Below are 21106 nucleotides of genomic sequence, written 5' to 3'. Positions count from 1 at the left end.
TGGTCCATTGTCGTTGCAAGGCCACAAGAGCACGACGTGCCCAGGGCCTTGAACGACAATCCGACGGCTTTTCAGTGTGATGACAGGCCGCCCCTGGGCACGCCGCCGTTCCACCGCCTTCTCTTTTTCTTGCGCCGTACCAGGCGCTGCCGCCCGGAGACACCCCCCATGCCCTTCGCCATTGCGCTCCCCGCCACCGCCCCGCGCGCTGCTGTGTTGGTGGGGCTTCTGATCGGGGGCGTTGCGGTTTCGCAGCCTTCGGCGGCTGCCGGGTTCCGCCAGGGTGCCTATGCGGACTCCTTGGGCAGCACCGCAGTGGTGTGCGTGACAGCGCAGCACATGGCCAGCCTGACGGCCCCCGCCTGGAAGAACGCCATGCAGCAGCGCGGCATGGACTGCACGGTCAGCGAGTCTGACCAACCCATGCCCGGCCATGAGACCTGGAAGGCCCGCTGCGTCGCCCCTGCCCAGGCCGCAGGCGCCAGCGCCGCGCACCTGTACCAGTTCACCGTGCACGCCGATGGCGAGCAGCTTGTCATCGACAGCGGCATGCAGACCTCGGCGGGCCGGCAGATGATGAAGAAGGCATTTTTCGGCACCTACCAGGGGGCGTGCGCGTCCGGCACCCCACCCCTGGACGTGTGGGCCTACCTGGATGGCACGCGCGGCATGGAAACACCTGCGCAGGCCGATGCACGCAAGGCGGTCGCCATCGACCTGATCCGCTGCGGCAATGTGTTCAACGGCCTGTCGCTCAGCGTGGCAAAAGCCCGGCAAGAAGGCATGCGCGCCGCTGCGGCGGCCATGCTGGAAGCAGCGGTGGAGCTGCACCCGGGCGATGGTGACTTCCACATCGACGCGCTCAAGAAATCGGCGCCCGAAGTGTCGGCCGAACTGGTTGGTACGTCGGCAGAAAAGAAGTTTGCGCTGTACCAGACCTGCAGCCCGTATCTGGAACCAGACGGCATCACCAAGGCGGTACAAAGCCGTGTGGCTGCGGGTGCCACCCCACGCTAGCGGGGTGTTGCACGCTATCCGGCACGTAGAACGGCGATTCGTTCGCAACTGCAGCACCTCGGTTCAGCCACCTCACGGTGCCCACAAACACCAACGCCCCGCACCACGCACAGTGGTGTCGGGGCGCTGCTTGGGGCTAGGAGTCTGCGCTTATTTGTCCAGCTCGGCGGCCAGCATGTCCCAGCTGGGGTACGAGCTTTCATCGAGAGTGATCGCACCCTTGCCTGCGGCAAACTTGAAAGCGGTGGTGCCGGTGCGGGCAAATTCCAGGGTCTTGAGTTGGCACACTGCGGCCTTGGAAGGGGCATCGTTGCAGTAGCGCGGGGCGTTGTCCACGATGGTGCCGGCCGCGTAGCGCACCTGGCGCAGGTGGTCCACGGTCTGAAAGCTGTCCTGTTTCACATCCATCTTCACATCGCAGCCGCACGATTGCTTGAGGGTGCTGGCGGCGGTTTTCAGCGCGGGGGCCACCTCGGCAGCAAAAAAGTCGCGCTCGGCCTTGCCGGCGTGGGCCAGCGATGCGACAGCCAGGCTGAGGGTTGCGACGAGCAACAGGGGGATCTTGTTTTTCATGGTTCTCCAACGGGTTGGCTTTGGGTGTGCAGGCCCCTGCCCCTCCCGGACAGACGGGCCGCGCCAGAGGTGGTGGCGCCAGCGCCGAATTTTGCGGGGGGCCAGGTGCAGCGCTTGTAACAACGCGGTAACAGCGCATGCTTTTTGGGCAACAGGTCATGCACGCACGCGGCCCGACAGTCCGAGGGGCGATGGCTCAGAGGCTGAGAGTTTTTTAGCCGAGCCCGAAAGGCGCGCGAAAACGCCTCGGATCTAGGCGCAAAGCACAGCCATAGCTCGGGCTATGGCGAGCATGTGCAACGACGAGCCGGGGCGTTTCGGCGTGCAAGGCGGGCATGGATAAAAGACTCTCAGACTCTCAGCCGCGGCCCTGCGCCAGAAGCCGGAGCCGTGCGTGCGCCGCCCCGTTCACGTCCGGCGGCAGCTGGTGCTTGGCCTGCAGGTAGTGGTGGGTGAACACGTCCAGGTACGCCTCCAGCGCCTGTGCGGCCTGCAGCTCGCCCGCCAGCTCCAGGCACAGCGCGCCCACCTCCGAGGTGCAGAAATGGTCCGTGCGCGTGGAGCGGCGCAGGTGGTAGCGTGAGAGCTGCTCGGGCTGCAGGCTCAGCACGGGCAGACGGTCCAGGTACGGGCTCTTGCGGAACATCTTGCGCGCCTCGGGCCAGGTGGCATCGAGCAGGATGAACAGCGGGCGCTTGCCCGTCGGCTCGGTGCTGCCCACCTGGGTGACCACGCGCCCAGGCTCCACAAACTCACCCGGAAACACCACATACGGCTGCCACTGGGGGTCAGCCAGCAGCGCCAGCAGGTCGGGGTGCACCTCGGTGCGCGCCCAGCCAAACGCGTAGGTGTCGGCCACCACATCGGCAATCAGCCAGCCGGTATTACTGGGCTTGAGCGGTTCGATGTCGGCCATCAGCAGGCACATGCCCGCGCGCGTGGGCAGCACGGGGCGCAGTGCGCAGATGCAGTGGCTGGGCACCAGGCGGCAGCCCGCGCAGCGCTCGCCCTTGGGGCCGCCCCGGGCCAGGAAGGGCTTGGCGCTGCGGGCCAGGCGCTCGGTGCGCAGGCGCGATACCGCATGGGGCGGGTGCGGCACCGCCTGCGGCTGGGGCGGCGGCACAGGGGTCGCCGTCACTGCCCGCCCGCCTGCTCCAGCGCAAACAGCGGCAGCTCGGCCCGGCGGCTGAGCCACACGCCGCCACCCAGTTCGATGGCGCCTTCGCGCAGGCCGCGCCGGTACAGCTCGGCACGGTGGCGGAACACGCGGTTGTCGGTGATCTCTTCGTCGATGATGTCGCGCTCAAAATCCTCGCGCGACACGGCCTCGACATAGAGCGCGCCTTGGGTCAAACGGCCCAGGTTGAGCAGCGCAGCCTTCAGGTCCGGCGGGCTCAGGTAGGGCAGCACGCCCTGGCAGATGACCAGGTCATACGGCGCATCAGCCGCGTAGTCCACCACCGAGCCCTGCTGCCAGCCAAAGCGCTCGCACAGGTAGGGGCTGAACTCCACGCCCTGGTAGCTGGCCTGCGGAAAGTGCTGCGCCACGATGCCCTTCCACAGCCCGATGCCGCAACCCACATCCAGCACGCGGTTCACCGGCACGCGCAGGTACTTGAGGTAGCTGCACACGAAGGTGCCCAGGCGCTCCATGTGCGCCGGGTCCACCACGCTCGTTTTTTTGTCGAAGTAAAAGCGCTGGTAGTAGGCCTCGTCAAAAGTGGTGGCGCTGGCGGATTTCAATGGCGGGTCCTTGGGTCTTTTGGGGGGATTTGCACCACCCGGCGGGCGGCACAGCGAAGCGGCCAAGTATCCCCCACGCTTGCTGGCGTGCCATCGCAGCAGCACGCTGCGGTAGTCTGTCGCCATGGATTCGCTAATCTCCGCCGCCGCCCGCGCGCTGGCCGCAGGCGACGCCCTGGCCGCCCTGCAGCGCGTGGCCCTGCGCGACGACTCACCGGCCCTGGCCCTGCGCGGCATAGCCATGGCCCAGCTGGGCGAGCACCCGCGCGCCCGCGATCTGCTGCGCCGCGCCGCACGCAGCTTTGGCACGCACGAGCCCGTGGCCAGCGCCCGCTGTGTGGTGGCCGAGGCTGAGGTGGCCCTGGCCCAACGCGACCTGGGCGGGCGAGCGCAGGCGCTGATGTCGGCAGGGGCTACGCTGCAGGCCCACGGCGACATCGCCAATGCGCTGCAGGCACGGCTGGTGGCAGCGCGCACGCTGATCCTGCTGGGCAAGCTGGACGAAGCATCGGCTGCGCTGGCAGACGCTCCCACCACCGACGCCACAACGCGGCTGCCCCCTTCCCTTGTCGCGGTGGCCGAACTTGCCGCCGCAGAGCTGGCCCTGCGGTCACTGCACATCGGCGCAGCACGCACCGCCCTGCAACGCGCGCAACAGGCTGCCGCCCAATCCGGCGTGCCCGCGCTGCTGACCGAGGTGGCGCAGGCCCATGCGTTGCTCGAACAGCCCGCTGCGCGCTGCCTTGCGAACGGCGCCGAGCACACGCTGCGGCTGGACGACGTGGCCGCGCTGCTGGCGTCCTCCACGCTGTGGGTCGTGGACGCCTGTCGCCACGGCGTGCGCGCGGGCGAGGTGTGGCACCCGCTGGCACGCCGCCCTGTGCTGTTTGCGCTGGTGCGCGCGCTGGCTACCGCGTGGCCGGGCGGCGTGGACCGCGAAGCCTTGATCGCCAACGTGTTCCGCACCCGCCACCCCGACGAAACCCACCGCGCCCGCCTGCGGGTGGAAATCGGCCGCCTGCGCGCCCTCATCGCTCCGCTGGCCGGGGTGGAGGCCACGCCGCGCGGCTTTGTGCTCCGGCCCCACGGCGGACGCACTGTGGCCGTGCTGGCCCCGCCGGTGGAGGGCGAGCAAGGCGCGCTGGTGGCGCTGCTGGCCGACGGCGCGGCATGGTCCACATCCGCCCTGGCGCTGGCCCTGGGCGACAGCCAGCGCACCGTGCAGCGCGCACTGGCTGAACTCGAAGCTACCGGCCGCGTGCGCGCCATCGGCCAGGCGCGCGCACGCCGGTGGCTGGCCGCGCCCCTGGTGGGATTCACGACGATCTTGTTACTCCCCACCGCGCAGCCGATTGCCTAAAGTGGCTTCACCGCCCAACGCACAGCGCCCTTGCCGTGCACCGGGTACCTACCCTCAGGAGCTACCGCGATGACCACAGCCACCCCTACCGCCACCCACGACACCGCCTGCAGCAGCGACATGGCGGGCACCCCGCCGTCCACCAAACACCTGCCCATTGCGGCCCGCCAGCCCGCCGAGGTCGTGCGCGAATACGGCCCGTTTGGCGGCGCCAGCACCATCCACGGCGTGACGCACGATGGCCAGCGGGTGTGGGCCGCCACGGGCGAACACCTGGTGGGTTTTGACCCGGCCAGTGGCGCCACCACACGCACGCTCAACGTGGTGTGCGACGCAGGCACCGCGTTTGACGGCACGCACCTGTACCAGATCGCTGAATCACGCATCGACAAGATCGACCCCGCCACGGGCCGGGTAGTGGCCACCATCCCCGCACCGGGCGGCGGCAACGATTCAGGCCTGACCTGGGCCGAAGGCAGCCTGTGGGTGGGCCAGTACCGTGACCGCAAGATCCACCAGATCGACCCGTCCACGGGTGCGATCCGCCGCACCATCGAATCCAACCGGTTTGTGACCGGTGTGACCTGGGTGGACGGCGAGCTGTGGCACGGCACCTGGGAGGGCGAAGAAAGCACCCTGCGCCACATCGACCCCACGAGCGGCGCGGTGCTGCAGCAGCTCGATATGCCGCAAGGCGTGGGTGTGAGCGGGCTCGAATCGGATGGGGCCGGGCTGTTCTACTGCGGTGGTGGCGGCAGCGGCAAGGTGCGCGCCGTGCGTCGGCCCAGCGCACACACGCCCGCTTGAAGATCAGAAAACCGATGCGCTGAGCCGGTCGGCCCGGCCGTCACGCCGCTGGCTTGGGTGGGCGGTGCAGCGCGCAGATCTTGTTGCCGTCCGGGTCGCGCAGGTACGCCAGGTAGAGCTTGCCGCCAGGGCCTTCGCGGTAGCCCGGTGGGTCTTCGCAGGTGGTGCCACCATTGGCCACACCGGCTGCGTGGAACGCATCGGCCTGCTCGGGCGACTGCATGGCAAAGCCGATGGTGCCGCCATTGGAAAAGGTGGCGGGCTCGCCATTGATGGGGGTGCTGATGCAGAAGGTGCCGGTGGGGCCCCGGTAGAAGTAGCGGTTCTTGTTGGCGACACCCGGGGGCACACCGATGGTGCCGAGCAGCGCGTCGTAGAACTTCCGGGACACCTCCAGATCGTTCACACCGACCATCACATGACTGAACATAGCTTCTTGTCTCCGTAGTGCCCCGGGGGCAGTGGTTGATAGGCCCGGGGATGTTACCGGCCCTGCACCCACCCGGCGCGCACGCTGGCGACACGGCCACACACGGCAGTCTGGTTTCAGATCAAAATGCCATCTACCGCTTATCCAACAAGCGCCACCAGCTATGAAATCATGAGCAAACCCAGCCCACAACATTCGCCCCGAATCCCCCACATCGCCCCCGTCCCCCTCGACAAGGCCTACCGCCTGCTCAACCACGGCCCCACGGTGCTGGTGTCGGCAGAGCATGCGGGCCAGCACAACGTGATGGCTGCATCGTGGGCCTGTGCACTGGACTTTGCACCGCCCAAGGTGACAGTGGTGCTCGACAAAGCGACACGCACGCGCGAGCTGGTCGAAGCCAGTGGCGAGTTCGCACTGCAGTTGCCCACCCTGCCCATGGCGGCGATGACCGTAGCCCTTGGCACCGACAGCGCCAAGACCCACCCCCACAAACTGCAGCAGCACGGGGTGGAGCTGTTCCACGCCCCTGGCCATGCCACCCCGCTGGTACAGGGCTGCGCCGCTTGGCTGCTGTGCCGCGTCATCCCCGAGCCCCACAACCAGCAGACCTACGACCTGTTTATCGGCGAAGTAGTGGCCGCCTGGGCGGACGAGCGCGTGTTCCGCCACGGGCACTGGGAGTTCGACACCGCGCCCGATGCGCTGCGCACGCTGCACTACGTGGCGGGTGGGCAGTTTTATGCGACGGGGGCGTCGGTGACGGTGTAGCCCCGGGCCCGTGTCTGTGCCCGGAGGAGCATTCAGGCCTTGACTCCCAGCTTGGCCAGCAAGGACTCTGCGCGGTAGTTCGGTTCCGCCACCCCATCCAGCAGAAACACCGTGGATTGCGCGTGCTGCGCACGCAGTGGAATCAGCTCGGCATAGGCTGGCGATTCGTACCAGGCACGCGCCTGCTCCATGGCCGGGAAGCTGATGATGATGCAGTCCCCATCGAACACGCCTTCCTTGACCTCTGCCCGGGTGCCATGCACGAGGAAGGCCCCGCCATAAGGCGTAAGGGTCGCGTCGATGCGCTGCAGGTAGGTGACGATATCGGGGCCGAACTGCAGATTGCTCAACAGGCCAACGGCATAGGCAGACATATCTGGGGCTCCTTTCTGGTCTCTCAGTGAGTTGGTTGGCTGCGGTTTCGGTGTGTATGCACAGACGCAGCGCGCGTCTTCAATGCCGCTTTACGCTGGCAACCGACCCGCGAGGACCACTGTAGAAATAGGCGCTCCGCTTGGCGATTACCTCAGAGGTCAAGGTTTGGCGCCGCGATGCTCTTGCATCACTCCCCGTCCAAAAGCCCCACCTGCTTGAGCTCTGCAAACTTGGCCGCCATCGTCGGGTTGCCCCGGGTCAGCTTCTTGATCGTGAGGTCTTCGGCCTTGTCGTTGGCCAGGCGCAAATTGTTGGCCGACTTGTGCAGCGCCTCCTTGGTCTTCTCCAGGTCCTTGATGGCCTCGTCAATGCGCCGCACGGCCTCCTCGAACCCGTCTGACGCCAGGCGCCAGTTGCGCCCAAACGCGCCCTTGAACTCCTCCAGCTGCGATTCGAACTTGGTGATGTCCAGGTTCTGCGCCTTCACCAGCGCCAGCTCCGACTTGTACTGCAGCGACTTCATCGCAGCGTTGCGCAGCAGTGTGATGATGGGGATGAAGAACTGCGGCCGCACCACGTACATCTTGGGATAGCGGTAGAACATGTCCACGATGCCGGTGTTGTACAGCTCGCTCTCAGGCTCCAGCAGCGACACCAGCACCGCGTACTCGCAGCCCTTTTCAGCGCGGTCCTTGTCCAGCTCTTTCAAGAAGTCTTCGTTGCGCTTCTTCGTGGCCGTCTCGTCGCTCTCGTTCTTCATCTCGAACATGATCGAAACGATCTCGTTGCCCGCCTCGTCCGCATCGCGAAAAATGTAGTCGCCCTTGCTGCCGCTGCGTGCGTCGTTGTCCTTCTCAAAGTACGCGCGGGGGAATGCCGTGGCGCGGATGCGGTTGAACTCCGTCTCGCAGTGCTGCTCCAGCGTCTCGCCCACCATCTTGGTCGAAAGGCGCGCCTTCATGTCCCGCAGCCGCGCAATCTCGCCGTCACGGTCGCGCAGCTGCAGGGCGAACTGCTCCTTGATGGCGGCCTCCTCCAGCTGCTTTTTCACCACCACCAGGTTCAGGTCGTTCTTGAGCTCGTCGCGCTCCCGCGCCACCACCGTGACTGCCTCGGTCACCGCCAGCCTGCGCACCACCTCGCCTGCTTCCAGCTGCGATTTCAGCTGCTGAATCTCCGCGTCCTTTTGGGCAGCCACACCTTGCAGCTCCTGCGCCAGCCGGGCTTGTGCCAACTGGTCCGCTGCCTGCTGCGCCTGCCGCGCACGCTCCAGCTCATTGGCCAGCGCATCGCGCTGCTTCTCCACCGCACTCAGGGCGTGCGCCACCGCCAGGTCGCGCTCCACCGCGCCCGCATCCAACTGCGCCTTCAGGGCTTGGATCTGTGCATCCTTGGCGGCTGCCGCCTTCTGCAGCTCATTGGCCACCTGGGCCTGCGCCAGCGCCACCGCATTGCGCTTGTCCTGCTCGGCCAGCTCCAGCCGCTCGTGCAACTGCGCATGGAAATCTGCGTCGCGCACCTGCTTGAGGATGTCGGCGTAGCCGGTCTCGTCCACCTTGAAGGCCTTGTTGCAGTGGGGGCAGATGATGTCGTGCATGGCGGTCACCGTGGTCTTGTTTGGTTGGGTGGGGAGCATAGCGGGCAGGAGCATGAGCATGAGCATGAGCGGATTCATGCTGCATCAGCCGCAGGTCTGCGGCGGCAGTTCTTGCATCGCGCCCATCTTGCTGATCACCAGCTCCATGAAAGCAGACACCGCCAAGGGCAGGTAGCGCCGGCTGGGGTACACCATGTGCACGCCGTGGCCCTGCCGGTGGTATTGCGGGAGCACGGGCACCAGCAGGCCAGCGCGCAGATCGCGCTGGGTTAGCGTGGAGGGCAGCAGTGCAATGCCCAGGCCCGCCAGCGCGGCCTTGCGCAAGGCCTGCGCCGTGTTGCCACTGAAGCGGCCCGCCACCTGCACCTCGGCCTGCGCTCCATCCGGTCCCGTCACGCGCCAGGTGGCCTTGCCGCTGGGGTGGCTGAACACCAGGCAGTCGTGGCCTGCCAGGTCTTGCAGCGTGTCCGGCACGCCCTGGCGGGCCACGTAGGCCGGGCTGGCCACCAGGCCGTCGTTGCCCGCATCCAGCACCTTGCGCGCAAAGAGGCTTGAGTCCTCCAGGATGCCGCCCCGAAGGGCCACATCAATCCGGTCTGCAATCAGGTCGGCGCGCCCGTCGCTCAGTACAAAGTCCACCCGCACCTTGGGGTGCGCTGCCAGAAACTCGGTCAGCCACTCCATCGCAAAGAAATCAAAAAAATCGGCCGGTGCCGCCACCCGCACCAGGCCACTGGGCTCCTGGTTCACCGCCAGCAACTCCTCGCCCGCATCCATCAGCCCCTCTACCGCGCCGCTGCAGCGTTCCAGAAACACCTGGCCCGCGCTGGTAAGCGTGAGATGGCGGGTAGAGCGCTGCATCAGCCGGGTGCCCAGCTGCGCTTCCAGTTGCTGCACCCGGCGGCTCAGGGTGTTGGGCGGCACGCCCAGGCGGCGCGCGGCCTCGGCAAAGCTGCCACAGCGCACCACCTGCACAAAGATGGCCACGTCGTTCAGATCCAGCATGGTCGCGCTCATTCATTCAATTAATGGACGAGTTCAATCATATTGCACCATATAGTCAATCAATCGATGAATTTTTAAGCTACAGGCATCAGTTCAACACCTCCAAGGTTCTCTTGATGTCTGCACCCGCCACAGCCCCCCGCGCCATCGCCCACCGCACCCGTGGCACCGCGCACGGCCCCATCACCCGTCTCATGAGCCCCGGGGACCTGGGCCAAGTGCTCAAGCCCTTCATCTTTTTGGACCTGGTCCACTTTCAGCCCGGCGCCGCGCAGCAGGGCTTTGGCATGCACCCGCACTCGGGCATCGCCACCGTCACGTTCTTGTCAGAAGGCGATGTGCGCTACGAAGACAGTACCGGCCAAGCGGGCCTGCTGCCTGCGGGCGGTGTGGAATGGATGCGGGCGGGCAACGGCGTATGGCACACCGGCGCCCCCGTGGGCGACACACCGGGCCGGGGCTTTCAGCTGTGGGTGGCCCTGCCCGCCGCGCTGGAAAACGCCCCCGCCCAGAGCCAGTACTTCGCCCCTGAGCTGGTGCCCCAGGTGGGCCCGGTGCGTGTGCTGCTGGGCGAGTACGGCGCAGCGCACAGCCCGGTGGCGGCGCCCGAGGGTATGACCTATCTGGCCGTGCAGTTGGCCCAAGGTGCGCGCTGGATCTACACCCCGCCCCCCGGCCACACCGTGGCATGGGCAGCAGTGGCCACCGGCGCGCTGACGGCAGGCGAAGCCATTGACGCTGGCGAGCTGGTGGCGTTTGAGCCCAGCAGCCAGGGCATCGACTTTGTGGCCACCCAGGCCACCAGCTTTGTGCTGGGCTCTGCCGTGCCGCACCCGCACGACCTTGTCATGGGCCGCTACTCGGTGCACACCAGCCCGGCCGCACTGGCACAGGGCGCCACAGAAATCCGGCGCATTGCCACGCAACTGCGCCAGGCCGGGCGGCTCGGGTAGTCGTCTAGCCCTTCCATCACGCTTTCTCACCTCACCCCTTCCACCTCACTTCAACCCACTTCATTTCAACAAGGAAAACATCATGAACATCGGCATCATCGGTTCTGGCGCTCTCGGCTCCAACGTGGCCCGCGCATTGGCCAACAAGGGCCTGTCGGCCACCCTCTCCACCCGGCGCGGTCCGCAATCATTGGCCCCGCTGGTGGCCGAACTGGGCCCCACCATCAAGGCCGGCACTGTGGCAGAGGCCGCAGCCGCAGACATCGTGCTCATCGCCGTGCGCTGGGAAGACCTGGGCCAGGCCCTGGGCACCCTGCCCGCGTGGAACGGCCGCATCGTCATCGACGGCACCAACCCCGTGGCGTTTCTGGACCCCAACTCGCCCGACGCCCAAGACCCCACCAACCCGCTGGCGGCCTACGGCATCAAGGCCATCGACCTGGGCGGGCGCTCGTCCAGCGAAGTGTTCAGCGAATTCGTGCCGGGCGCCCGCGTGGTCAAGGCGTTCAACCACCTGGACGTGAACGTGCTGGCGCAGCCCCAAGTGTCTGGCGGCCAGCGCGCCATGTTCTATGCGGGCGACGATGCCGCCGCCAAGGCCGAAGTGCGCAAGGTGCTGGAAGCCATCGGCTACTTTCCGGTGGACCTGGGCACGCTGGCGGTGGGCGGGCGCTTGTCGGAGCTGCCGTTTGGCGCGTTGTCGAGCACGCAGTTCATCAAGATCTGAGAGGGGTGCCTGCCCAGGCACTTTCAGGGCCCCAGGTGCACCTTGTCTAGCCCAAGGCACCTGGGGTCTAGGCATTTATTGCAAGCGCTGGTCACCGCTGAATTGGTATCCATGGAAGAGGTGCCCGGGGCAGACTCCCTCAGCCCCGCGGGTGTGGCGCCATGAGACTCGGGTTGTGGATCGCTGGATGACAACACGCTGGAGGTGGCGCTGACCGCGATGGACACTAAATACCAGCGGGAAAATGGTCGGGATCATCGGCCATGTGGATGCGTTGACGGAGCGGCGTCATGCGCAGATCAGGGTTAAATTGCACCGCATGCGTACCACCCCTGCTTCTGCACACATCGCCGCCCCGGCATCCCTCATCGATTCCCCCCAAGCCGCCTGGCGCCTGCTGACCACGCTCGGCCTGGTCGTGCTGGGCAACAGCAGCATGTACGTCGTGTCCGTGGTGCTGCCCGCCGTGCAGGCCGAATTCGGCGTGGGCCGCGCGGATGCGTCGCTGCCCTACACGCTGATGATGGTGTGCCTGGGGCTGGGCGGGCTGTGGACGGGGCGGATGGCGGACCGGCATGGGCTGATGCCGGTGCTGTGCGTGGGGGCGGTGGCGGTGTGTGGCGGGTTTGTATGGGCGGGGCTGTCGGGCAGCATCTGGGTTTTTGGGCTGGCGCATGGGTTGATGGGGCTGGTGGGCAGCTCGGCCACGTTTGCGCCGTTGATGGCCGACACGGCGCTGTGGTGGAACAAGCGGCGGGGCATTGCGGTGGCTATTTGCGCCAGCGGCAACTACATTGCCGGTGCGCTGTGGCCGCCCATCGTGCAGCACGGCATCGAAGCCATTGGCTGGCGCCACACCTATGTGCTGATGGGGCTGGTGTGTGGCGCGGGCATGCTGCTGTTGGCGCTGCGCATGCGGCAGCGGGCGCCGTTGGTGTTGATGGATGGGGCTGCGCCTGCGGCGCCTGCGTCGTCGTCACCTTCGGCAGGGGGTGCTGCACTGGGTGCTGCTGCTTCACCAGCGACTGCGTCCGCATCTTTGGTTCCCTTGGCACTGGACCGCAGCCGCCCGTTTGGCTTGCGCCCGGTGCACGCGCAGTTGCTGCTGTGCGTGGCGGGCGTGGCGTGCTGTGTGGCCATGGCGATGCCGCAGGTGCATATCGTGGCCTATTGCACCGACCTGGGTTTTGGCGCGGCGCGCGGGGCTGAGATGTTGTCTCTGATGCTGGCGTGCGGCATTGTCAGCCGCCTGGTGTCGGGCGTGATCTGCGACCGCATTGGCGGGGTGCGCACGCTGCTGCTGGGGTCGGCGCTGCAGGGGGTGGGGCTGATGCTGTTTTTGCCGTTTGACGGGCTGGTGCCGCTGTATGTGATCTCGGCGATGTTCGGGCTGTTCCAGGGCGGCATCGTGCCCGCGTACGCCATCATCATCCGCGAGTATTTCGCGCCGCAAGAGGCGGGCGCCCGGGTGGGCGCGGTGATCATGGCCACGCTGATCGGCATGGCGCTGGGGGGCTGGATGTCGGGCTGGATTTTTGACGTGACGGGCAGCTACCAGGCGGCGTTCATCAACGGCATGGGGTGGAATCTGCTGAACCTGTCGATCATGGGCTGGCTGTACTGGCGGGTGCGGCGCCAGGGTGCGGTTGAGGGGCGGGTGCAGCCCAGTGCCGGATAGCGTGCAACACCGCACTAGCGGCTTGCTGGCACTGCGCCGCCTTCATTTCGTTGAGAATTTTGATCAAATAGGCCTCTAGCGCTTGGTAGTCAAGCGCCTGCAGCTATTGATTTATGAGCAATTGAGCACTGCAGCATTCGCTCAACAGGCCCCGGCAGGTGCAACCCGATTTTTTATCGGCCTGCACCTGCCGGGGCCCCACGGGACCGCAGTAGCAGCTGCGGTCCCTGAGCAGGTCGTCGTTGCCTTCGACCCTGTGTTCGGGCTGCTCAGCAAGGCGTTTCTCACCAGGCTGCATGCCTTCATCCCGAAGGTATGCGCCCGGTGCTAGTAGCAACCCTGTCTTTCGCCTTTGCTGTCAGCCTCTCCTCCCTGTTCCCGCCCTTGTGTGCATTTGTTACTTGACTGTAGGGGGTGAGGGAGCGCGGCACAACCTGCGAAAGTTGGTAGGTACGGCGGGTTGTGCGGGGCGAGGGTTCGGCAAAAAGAACCCGCCAACATGGCTCTATCGCCCTGCTGTATTGCATTGGCAGCTTCTGATTTGATAGCAAACGGGATTTGCACGGCACAAACCCACGCACAGGGTGCCGCGCGATTCTTCGGGGTCTTGGTGCGAATTGGCTACACCGCCGCCTGCAGATAGCGCCCCGCCAGCTCTGTCTGCGCAGCGGCGTCCACGCCCAGCACGTCCACCAGATACGGCTGCAGGCCGCCGAACTCGGTGTCTACCTTGTGCAGGGCGGCGTCCAGAAATTCTTCTTGCACGCGCCACAGCACGGCCAGCACTTCCTCGGGCGCGTGGCTGCCCATGCCCGGCGGGCGCTGGTAGAGGGTATTGGTGAGCAGGTAGTCGTGCATGACCACGTCGCGCGGCACGCCCAGGGTGAGCAGGATGAGGGCGGCGGCGAAGCCGGTGCGGTCTTTGCCAGCGGTGCAGTGGAAGACGGTGGGGGTGTCGCTGGCCAGCAGCAGCTTGAACAGTTCGGCAAAGCGCGGGGCGTTGTCGTGCACAAAGCCGCGGTAGGTGTCTTGCATGAGCCCCACGGCGTCTTGTGCGGTGAGCTGGCGGCCGGTGCGCTGCAGGTCGAGCGCGCGCTGCACCACGGTGGGCTCGATGGCGAGCGGGTGGTAGGCGATGCCGGGCAGCGCGTAGGCGTAGGCGGCGCTTTCGGCCTGGCCGCGAAAGTCCACCGCGCGGGCCACGCCCAGCTGGGCCAGCAGGGCCTGGTCCTCGGGGGTCAGGGCGGCGAGGTGGTCCGAGCGAAAGATGCGCCGCCACTTCACGGGCCGCCCGCCCTGGCCGGTGTAGCCGCCCAGGTCCCGAAAGTTGGTGGCGCCGGCGAGGGGGAGGGATCGGGTGGGGGCTTGCTCTTGCTGCATGGTGCGTGCGGGGAATGTGGTGGGAGGGGGTATTTAAACAACAAGGATAGTCGGGCGGTGCGGCAGGCGCATGTCGCACGGGTGGCTGGAGGAATGCATGGGGCGCGACCGTGTGCAGAATCCGGGCATGCAGCGTTTTGTGCCCGTGCCCTCTGATTTGCAGCCCTGGCTGATGGCGGGGGTGGTGGTCGACGCCCCGGCGGAGCTGGCGCAGTCGCATTTTCCGGCGATGGTGTCGAGCATGCTGGTGGTGCGGCTGGCCGGGCAGGTGCATTGCCGGGGCGCACTGGTGCCGCCAGCGGCCTGGATCAGCGCCAGCACCACGGCCACGGTGTACGAACACGGCGGGCCGGTGCGGGCCGTGGGGCTGGTGCTGCAGCCTGAAGCCGCGGCGGCGCTGTTTACCAGCGCACGCGGTTTGGTGAACACGCTGCGGCCGCTGGCAGAACTGGTGGGCCCTGGGTGGACCGAGGTGGAGCACGGCGTGCATGCTGCGCGGGATGATGCCGCGCGGATCGCGGTGCTGTGCCAGTTCGTCCGGCAGCTGGTCGCACCGCCGTCACCCTGTGAAGCACGGCGGCTGCAAGCCCTGGCCCTCTTGCAGGCGGCCCACGACGATGCCCCAGGCGCGAATCAGCACATGGGCCTGAGCCAGCGGCAGTTTGAACGGCGCTTTGTGGCGCACTGGGGCATGGCGCCCAAGCAGTTTCAGGTGATTGCCCGGCTGAACAGCACGCTGGGCAACGCCCTCGCCGCGCCCAGCGGCCCGGTGGTGGACCTGGCGGCCGACAAGGGCTACTACGACCAGTCGCACATGGCGCGCGATGTGCGCAGGCTGGCGGGCCACCCGCTGCAGGCCCTGGTGCAGGGCACGCGCAGCCCGCTGACCGCGCACTGGCCCTTGCAGATTGGGGCACAGACCCTGCCGAATCAGCCTGCCCCACCCTTGCAGCCCACGCGCAAGCGCTGAGCCAGGTACAGCGGCATCACAAACGCGAGGCCAATGCCAAAGCAGGCGGCGATGTAAGCCCAGCGCCACGCGCCCAGGCTGCGGTCTGCCGCCACCCACGCGGAGAACGCCACGGCGGCCAGGTACACGTCGCAGGTGATGCCGGTGGTCAATGCATTGGCAAAGGCATCGCGCCAGAAAACGTCGGGCATCACGCTGCCGCCCGCCAAAAAATACACGGTGTTGAAGTACCAAGGGACGGCCAGGCCCAGAAGGGCCAGCAGAAGAAAAAATGCGCGCAGGTGGGTGTGGTTTTGCATCGGTGCATGCGGCCTTCTCAAGAGAAAGAGAGAGGCCTTGGGTAGTGAATCAACGCACCGATTGAATCCGCGCAGCCCACTGGCGGGCTAGGAAAAAAACGACATGCCTCGCACCGGCGGACGAGCCGCTGCACGCCATCTTCATGAACTTACTGCGCACGCGGCAGCGATGTCACAGCGCCATCCACCGGCAGCTCCTGCGTGCCCTTGGGGCAGGGCTGGTCGGTGTAGGTCGTGCGGCCGTCCTTCACGCACTTGCGCGGCTGCGGGGCCACGGGCTCAGACGCTCCACTGTTCGCAGAGCGGGCCTGTGCGGCAGGCTGCTGCTTGCCGGGCGGCAAGGTGTCGGGGCCGGGGCGGGTGATCTTCTTCCAGGCCTGCTCGGTCCATGGCCCGGCGTGGGGCAGCCACTGGTCGGCCGTCCACCATGCGGCGGCTGCGGCAGCCAGCAGCAGTGCGGCCAGAATGGACCAGAGGGTGCGTTCGCGGGTGCTGCGCATGGGGTGGGTCTGTGGTGTGGTGGGTGACCACCAAGCTTAAAACATCACGACGCCCACCCGACCACGCGGTATCAAGGCTGCTTGCCTTTGGCCGCAGGGCGCCCGTAGCGCGCCGTGAGCGTGGCCTTGCCCAGGCTGTTGGCGTTGATCATGTAGCCGGCCAGCGCGGCGGTGGCGTCGGCAGGCAGGTCCAGGCGCGGCACCTTGAGCGCGTGCACGGTGAAGATGTAGCGGTGCGGCGCATCGCCTTCGGGCGGGCAGGCCCCGCCCCAGGCGGCCACGCCGTAGTCAATGCGCACATGGCTGGCGCCTGCGGGCAGCTTGGCGCCGCCGGCAGCACCCGCGTCGGGCCGCAGCTCGGTGGTGCTGGCGGGGATGTTGACCACCGACCAGTGCCACCAGCCCGAGCCGGTGGGGGCATCGGGGTCGTAGGCGGTGACGGCGAAGCTTTGGGTGCCTGCGGGTGCACCGCTCCAGCGCAGGGCGGGTGATTGGTTGTCGCCCGCACAGCCAAAGCCCTTGAACTCGAAGCGCTGGGGCAGTGTGCTGCCTTCGGCAAAGTCGGGGCTGGTGAGCGCGAAGGCCTGGGCGTGGGCGGCAGGGGCCAAGCCGATGGTGGCGAATGCCGCGATGGCGGCGCCAAAGCGAAGGGGGCGTGAAAGTGGGTGGGTCATCTGAAAAGCTCCTTGCAGTAGCGGTGTGAGACAAGGGCTTGATGGTGCTGCGCGCCGCGCCTTCGCATTGGCCCGGCGGCGTCAATGGCTGTGCGCTGCGCGTCAGCCGCAGCCATCAGGGCCGCAGCTGCGAAGGCGGAAAGCCGAAACGTTCGCGAAAGGCCGCACTGAAGCGGCTGTGCGATTCATAGCCGCAGCGGGCCGCAATCTCGGACACCTGCAGCGTGGAGCTTTGCAGCAGTACCAGCGCCGTCTCCAGCCGCACATCGCGCAGGCACTGGCTCACGGTCTCGCCCTCTTGCGCCAGGCGGCGCTGCAGGGTGCTGGCGCTGGTGGCAAAGGCGGCGGCGATGCGCTCCACCGTCCAGTCGGCCTGCGGGCTGGGGCCGACCAGGCGGCGCACGCGTTCAGCCCAGCCCAACTCGCCCGGCGGGGCGAAGACGATGCCCGCCTCGGCCAGCATCAGCAGCACTTCGAGCGCGCGGTGTTCGCGCAGCGCCTGCGAGCTGGCATCGCTCTCCAGCGCGGCCACGGCGCGCGTGAAACTGTCTTCAAAGGTGGCGTCGGCCGCCAGGCCTGCGCAGCCCTGCACTGGCGGGACGGCTGCAAACTGGCCAAACTGGCGGTGGAACTGCTCCACCAGCTCGGGCGCAAAACACAGGAGCCGCGCCACATAGCGGCCTTGGGGCGCCGGGTCGTTCACCACCTCCCACTGCGCGCCACGCGGCAGCACAAACACCCGCCCGCGGGGGTAGCGGTGGCCGCCGCCGGGCGTGACCAGGTGCTTGGTGCCCGAAACCACCCAGCCCACCGAATCCATGCGCACGGTGACGGTGTGGATGCGGTGGTGGACCGTGGTGGCAATCTGCAAGGACAGTGCGGGTTCGCCCATCGTTCTTTCCCCTGGGGCTCAAGCGCCATCATCTGCGCAGCGCTGTGCCGGATGATGGCAGGCTTCACCCGACAGCAGCACAAGCACCGTCAGCGTGTGCGCTCTTTCGTCACGCCGACATCGATGTCGCCAAACACGGTAACGCCGCTGGCGCCCTGGGGCTGCTGCTGGCTGGCAGGGTCGCTGGAGCGCGCAGAGCCTGCGGTACTGCTGCAACCACCCAGCGCACCGGCAACCGCCAAAGCCGCCAGCGTGGTGCGCCAGAAGCCTTGTGCGAACCGTACGGGCGATGCGGCGTGTTCTGTGTGGAGCGGCTGCATCATTCGCCACCCAGGTGGTTGCCCAGGATGCCCGCCAGCTCGAACATGCCCGCGCTGTCCTTGCCAAACACGGCGCGCAGCTTGTCGTCGGCGACGATGGTGCGCTTGTCCTTGGGGTCTTGCAGGTTGTGGGCCTTGATGTATTCCCACATCTTCTTCACGGCCTCGGGGCGCGCCACGGGTTCGTTGCCGATCACGGCAGCCAGCGCGGCACTGGGGGCCTTGCCAGCGGCGGCCTTGCGCGGTGCCTTGGTGGCAGCGGTCTTGGTGGCCGGGGCCTTTTTGGCAGCGGCAGGTTTGGCGGATTTTTTGGCTGCAGCGCTTGTCTTGCCTGCCTTGGCAGCTATCGTTTTAGCAGCAGCGCCTGGGCGCGGCGGGAACTTGCTGGGCGCAAACTCAAAGTTGACCTTCCCCGCCTCCTTGTCCCACGCCAGGTGGGCCTTGAAGGCGCGGCGCGTGCGCATGCTCACGAACTTGTCGAGCAGGTCGGTCTTGCCGGTGTCCAGCAGCTTGGTCATCTGCTCGCGCTCCACAGGCTGTTGCAGGATGATCTTGCCGCTTTTGAAGGTGCAACTCGGTGTGGGCTGCGCAGCGGTGGGCACGGCCTTGCTGCACACGTAGTTGCTGCCGTGCTCATGCACTTCCGATCCGCAAATGGGGCAGGCACCCAGCGATGCGTCTTCAAACTCGACGATCTCGCCGGACTCTTCGCCTTTCTTGTCATCGCCAAAGTCGAATTCGAGCTTGTAGTTGTGCGCTTCGTCGTCGTACTTGATGACGATCTCGGACGTGAACGGCCAGCCGGCCTTGGAGCGGAAGCCTTCCAGCGGGCCGATCTTCTTGTCGCGCAGCAGGGCGTTGGCCTCTGCGGTTTCAAACGTGCGGCCTGCGGGCGACTTGCCAAAGCTGAATCCGCAGCCTTCCGAGCCGGGCTTGCCCACGCAGGCAAAGCGGCGGTAGTTCTCTTTGACCACGCCGCCGCAGTTGGGGCACGGCGATTCGAGCGTGGCGTAGTCGCCGGGGATGGTGTCGCGGTCGTATTCCTTGGCCTTCTTGACCATGCGCTCGGTCATGGCGGCGATCTCAGCCATGAAGGATTCGCGGCTGAGCAGGCCCTTTTCCATTTGCGAGAGCTTGAACTCCCACTCGCCGGTCAGGTCGGCGCGGCAGAGTTCTTCGACCTCCAGCCCGCGCAGCAGCGTCATCAGTTGAAACGCCTTGGCCGTGGGGATGATCTCGCGGCCTTCGCGCAGCATGTACTTTTCAGTCAGCAGACCTTCAATGATGGCCGCGCGCGTGGCTGGCGTGCCCAGGCCTTTTTCCTGCATGGCTTCGCGCAGTTCGTCGTCGTCGATCTGCTTGCCCGCGCTTTCCATGGCGCCCAGCAGCGTGGCTTCGGAATAACGTGCGGGCGGTTTGGTCTTGAGGCCCTTGGGGTCCACCTGCAGGGTGTTGACCATTTCACCGGGCTTCACGGGCACCAGGTTCTGGCCCTTGTCGCCGTCCTTGCCGCCTTCCACCTCCTCGGCCGCTTCCTTGCCGTAGATGGCCAGCCAGCCCGGCTTGACCAGCACCTTGCCTTCGGTCTTGAAGCTGTGGGGCGCCACGGTGCTGATGCGCGTGGTCACGGTGTATTCAGCGCTGGGGAAGAACACCGCCATGAAGCGGCGCACCACCAGGTCGTACAGCTTTTGTTCGGCCTCGCTCAGCCCGCTGGGCGCCTGCAGTGTAGGGATGATGGCAAAGTGATCGCTCACCTTGCTGTTGTCGAAGATGCGCTTGGACGGGCGGATGTAGTTGTTGTTCAGCGCGGTGAGCGCGTGCGGCGCCAGGTGGCGCATGCCGCTGTCGGCCAGCATCTCGAAGGTCTGTTTGGCCACGGGCAGATAGTCTTCCGGCAGCGCGCGCGAGTCGGTACGTGGGTAGGTCAGGGCCTTGTGGCGCTCGTACAGGCTCTGCGCCAGCGCCAGCGTGGTCTTGGCCGAGAAGCCGAACTTGCCGTTGGCCTCGCGCTGCAGGCTGGTCAAGTCAAACAGCAGGGGCGAGGCTTGCGTGGTGGGCTTGCTCTCTTCGGTGACCGTGGCCTGCTTGCCGCGCACGGCGTTGGCAATCGCCTGGGCTTCTGCGGCAGACCACACGCGGTCGGCGCGGGCTTCCACATCCTCGCCCTTCTTCCACTTGGGATCAAACCACTTGGCGGGGTATTCACCGGCCTGGGCGCCAAAGGTGGCGTGGATTTCCCAGTAGTCGCGGCTGATGAACTTGCGGATCTTTTCTTCGCGCTCCACCACCAGCGACAGGGTGGGCGTCTGCACCCGGCCCACCGTGGTCAGGAAGAACCCGCCGTCGCGCGAGTTGAACGCCGTCATGGCGCGCGTGCCGTTGATGCCCACCAGCCAGTCGGCCTCAGACCGGCTGCGGGCTGCACTGGCCAAGCCCGCCATCTGCTGCTCGGTGCGCAGGGCGTCAAAGCCGTCCCGGATGGCCTGGGGCGTCATGGATTGCAGCCACAGGCGCTTGACCGGCTTGCCCAGGGGCTTGGCGCCCCCGGCGTATTGCTCGATCAGGCGGAAGATCAGCTCACCCTCGCGGCCCGCGTCACAGGCGTTGATGAGTTGCGTCACGTCCTTGCGCTTGGCTTGCTTGACCACGGCGTTCAGGCGCGTCTTGGTCTTGTCCACGGGCTTCAGGTCGAAGTACGGTGGGATCACGGGCAGGTGCGCAAAGCTCCACTTGCCACGCTTCACGTCAAACTCTTCGGGCGCCTGGATCTCTACCAGGTGGCCCACGGCGCTGGTGACTACATAGCGGTCGTTCTCGAAGTGGTCTTCGTGTTTGTCGAACTTTCCGGCCACGGGGGTCAATGCGCGCACGATGTCTTGCGCGACAGAGGGTTTTTCTGCAATTACCAGGGTCTTGGTCATTTTGGGGCTCTCGCCAGTCATTCTGGTTGCCCGGGTTCCGGGCGCTTCTACAATTCGGGTCTCACGCGCATGCACACGCATACACGCGCACGCACACATGTGTGCACTATC

22 protein-coding genes are annotated in these 21106 nt (G+C 66.6%); 8 read left to right on the top strand and 14 right to left on the bottom strand.

Going from position 1 to position 21106, the window contains the following annotated elements; genetic code table 11:
• Window positions 1-168 precede the first annotated feature (168 nt).
• Entirely contained in the window at window positions 169-1017 is an 849-nt protein-coding gene (locus LPA35_RS12775) for a hypothetical protein (protein ID WP_228897223.1), read from the top strand.
• 150 nt (window positions 1018-1167) lie between these two features.
• Here the strand turns inward: LPA35_RS12775 and LPA35_RS12770 are convergent, their stop codons facing one another.
• From LPA35_RS12770 to LPA35_RS12760, 3 genes are all read right to left on the bottom strand, one after another.
• Window positions 1168-1590, bottom strand: coding sequence for a hypothetical protein (locus tag LPA35_RS12770; RefSeq protein WP_055401120.1), 423 nt, complete (start codon window positions 1588-1590; stop codon window positions 1168-1170).
• 358 nt (window positions 1591-1948) lie between these two features.
• Window positions 1949-2728, bottom strand: a complete 780-nt coding sequence (locus tag LPA35_RS12765) for a tRNA-uridine aminocarboxypropyltransferase (RefSeq protein WP_228897222.1) — start codon at window positions 2726-2728, stop codon at window positions 1949-1951.
• Window positions 2725-3333, bottom strand: a complete 609-nt coding sequence (locus LPA35_RS12760; protein ID WP_228897221.1) for a class I SAM-dependent methyltransferase — start codon at window positions 3331-3333, stop codon at window positions 2725-2727. Before LPA35_RS12760 ends, LPA35_RS12765 begins: the two co-directional genes overlap by 4 nt.
• A gap of 124 nt (window positions 3334-3457) precedes the next feature.
• On the opposite strand from LPA35_RS12760, the gene LPA35_RS12755 reads away from it, so the two are divergent.
• Together LPA35_RS12755 and LPA35_RS12750 are read left to right on the top strand one after the other, a co-directional pair.
• On the top strand, window positions 3458-4693 hold the full coding sequence (locus LPA35_RS12755) for a helix-turn-helix domain-containing protein (protein ID WP_228897220.1): 1236 nt from the start codon (window positions 3458-3460) through the stop codon (window positions 4691-4693).
• 120 nt (window positions 4694-4813) lie between these two features.
• The gene (locus tag LPA35_RS12750) at window positions 4814-5500 is read left to right on the top strand and encodes a hypothetical protein (RefSeq protein ID WP_228897312.1); all 687 of its coding nucleotides are present in this window, start codon (window positions 4814-4816) and stop codon (window positions 5498-5500) included.
• Window positions 5501-5540: 40 nt separating this feature from the next.
• Here the strand turns inward: LPA35_RS12750 and LPA35_RS12745 are convergent, their stop codons facing one another.
• Complete coding sequence (locus tag LPA35_RS12745) at window positions 5541-5930, bottom strand: VOC family protein (RefSeq protein ID WP_228897219.1); 390 nt, start codon at window positions 5928-5930, stop codon at window positions 5541-5543.
• 171 nt (window positions 5931-6101) lie between these two features.
• On the opposite strand from LPA35_RS12745, the gene LPA35_RS12740 reads away from it, so the two are divergent.
• Entirely contained in the window at window positions 6102-6701 is a 600-nt protein-coding gene (locus LPA35_RS12740; RefSeq protein WP_228897218.1) for a flavin reductase family protein, read from the top strand.
• Between the two features lie 32 nt (window positions 6702-6733).
• On the opposite strand, the gene LPA35_RS12735 is transcribed toward LPA35_RS12740, so the two are convergent.
• The 3 genes from LPA35_RS12735 to LPA35_RS12725 form a co-directional block, all read right to left on the bottom strand.
• Complete coding sequence (locus tag LPA35_RS12735; RefSeq protein WP_055400741.1) at window positions 6734-7075, bottom strand: DUF1330 domain-containing protein; 342 nt, start codon at window positions 7073-7075, stop codon at window positions 6734-6736.
• A gap of 188 nt (window positions 7076-7263) precedes the next feature.
• On the bottom strand, window positions 7264-8673 hold the full coding sequence (locus LPA35_RS12730; RefSeq protein ID WP_228897311.1) for a DUF2130 domain-containing protein: 1410 nt from the start codon (window positions 8671-8673) through the stop codon (window positions 7264-7266).
• 84 nt (window positions 8674-8757) lie between these two features.
• Window positions 8758-9678, bottom strand: coding sequence for a LysR family transcriptional regulator (locus LPA35_RS12725; protein WP_228897217.1), 921 nt, complete (start codon window positions 9676-9678; stop codon window positions 8758-8760).
• A gap of 116 nt (window positions 9679-9794) precedes the next feature.
• Here LPA35_RS12725 and LPA35_RS12720 point away from each other — a divergent pair, with 116 nt between their 5' ends.
• From LPA35_RS12720 to LPA35_RS12710, 3 genes are all read left to right on the top strand, one after another.
• Window positions 9795-10631, top strand: coding sequence for a pirin family protein (locus tag LPA35_RS12720; RefSeq protein WP_228897216.1), 837 nt, complete (start codon window positions 9795-9797; stop codon window positions 10629-10631).
• Between the two features lie 82 nt (window positions 10632-10713).
• Window positions 10714-11358, top strand: coding sequence for an NADPH-dependent F420 reductase (locus tag LPA35_RS12715; RefSeq protein ID WP_228897215.1), 645 nt, complete (start codon window positions 10714-10716; stop codon window positions 11356-11358).
• 319 nt (window positions 11359-11677) lie between these two features.
• Window positions 11678-13036, top strand: coding sequence for an MFS transporter (locus tag LPA35_RS12710; protein ID WP_228897214.1), 1359 nt, complete (start codon window positions 11678-11680; stop codon window positions 13034-13036).
• Window positions 13037-13657: 621 nt separating this feature from the next.
• On the opposite strand, the gene LPA35_RS12705 is transcribed toward LPA35_RS12710, so the two are convergent.
• The gene (locus LPA35_RS12705) at window positions 13658-14416 is read right to left on the bottom strand and encodes a tyrosine-protein phosphatase (RefSeq protein WP_121508214.1); all 759 of its coding nucleotides are present in this window, start codon (window positions 14414-14416) and stop codon (window positions 13658-13660) included.
• Between the two features lie 97 nt (window positions 14417-14513).
• On the opposite strand from LPA35_RS12705, the gene LPA35_RS12700 reads away from it, so the two are divergent.
• Entirely contained in the window at window positions 14514-15386 is an 873-nt protein-coding gene (locus LPA35_RS12700; protein ID WP_228897213.1) for a helix-turn-helix domain-containing protein, read from the top strand.
• Here the strand turns inward: LPA35_RS12700 and LPA35_RS12695 are convergent.
• The 6 genes from LPA35_RS12695 to LPA35_RS12670 all read right to left on the bottom strand — a co-directional run bounded on the left by LPA35_RS12695 (window position 15347) and on the right by LPA35_RS12670 (window position 20995).
• Window positions 15347-15685, bottom strand: a complete 339-nt coding sequence (locus LPA35_RS12695) for a DUF2834 domain-containing protein (protein WP_142149974.1) — start codon at window positions 15683-15685, stop codon at window positions 15347-15349. The two genes, LPA35_RS12700 and LPA35_RS12695, sit on opposite strands and share 40 nt — an antisense overlap.
• A 149-nt stretch (window positions 15686-15834) precedes the next feature.
• A complete protein-coding gene (locus tag LPA35_RS12690; RefSeq protein WP_055401712.1) occupies window positions 15835-16185 on the bottom strand; it encodes a DUF4124 domain-containing protein in 351 nt (116 codons plus the stop codon).
• A gap of 71 nt (window positions 16186-16256) precedes the next feature.
• Window positions 16257-16859 (bottom strand): YbhB/YbcL family Raf kinase inhibitor-like protein, encoded by a 603-nt coding sequence (locus LPA35_RS12685; RefSeq protein ID WP_228897212.1) that lies wholly within the window; start codon window positions 16857-16859, stop codon window positions 16257-16259.
• A gap of 115 nt (window positions 16860-16974) precedes the next feature.
• Window positions 16975-17751 (bottom strand): helix-turn-helix transcriptional regulator, encoded by a 777-nt coding sequence (locus LPA35_RS12680; RefSeq protein WP_207402156.1) that lies wholly within the window; start codon window positions 17749-17751, stop codon window positions 16975-16977.
• Between the two features lie 89 nt (window positions 17752-17840).
• Window positions 17841-18071 (bottom strand): hypothetical protein, encoded by a 231-nt coding sequence (locus LPA35_RS12675; RefSeq protein ID WP_228897211.1) that lies wholly within the window; start codon window positions 18069-18071, stop codon window positions 17841-17843.
• Window positions 18071-20995: a DNA topoisomerase III gene (locus LPA35_RS12670; RefSeq protein WP_176887492.1), complete on the bottom strand. Its 2925-nt coding sequence runs from the start codon at window positions 20993-20995 to the stop codon at window positions 18071-18073. Before LPA35_RS12670 ends, LPA35_RS12675 begins: the two co-directional genes overlap by 1 nt.
• Window positions 20996-21106 lie beyond the last annotated feature (111 nt).

Source organism: Acidovorax sp. Leaf73 (genome assembly GCF_916855635.1).
Lineage (GTDB): Bacteria > Pseudomonadota > Gammaproteobacteria > Burkholderiales > Burkholderiaceae_C > Acidovorax > Acidovorax facilis.
The sequence above is the reverse complement of the archived record's forward strand: the minus strand, read 5'-3'. Positions and strand labels throughout refer to the sequence as shown.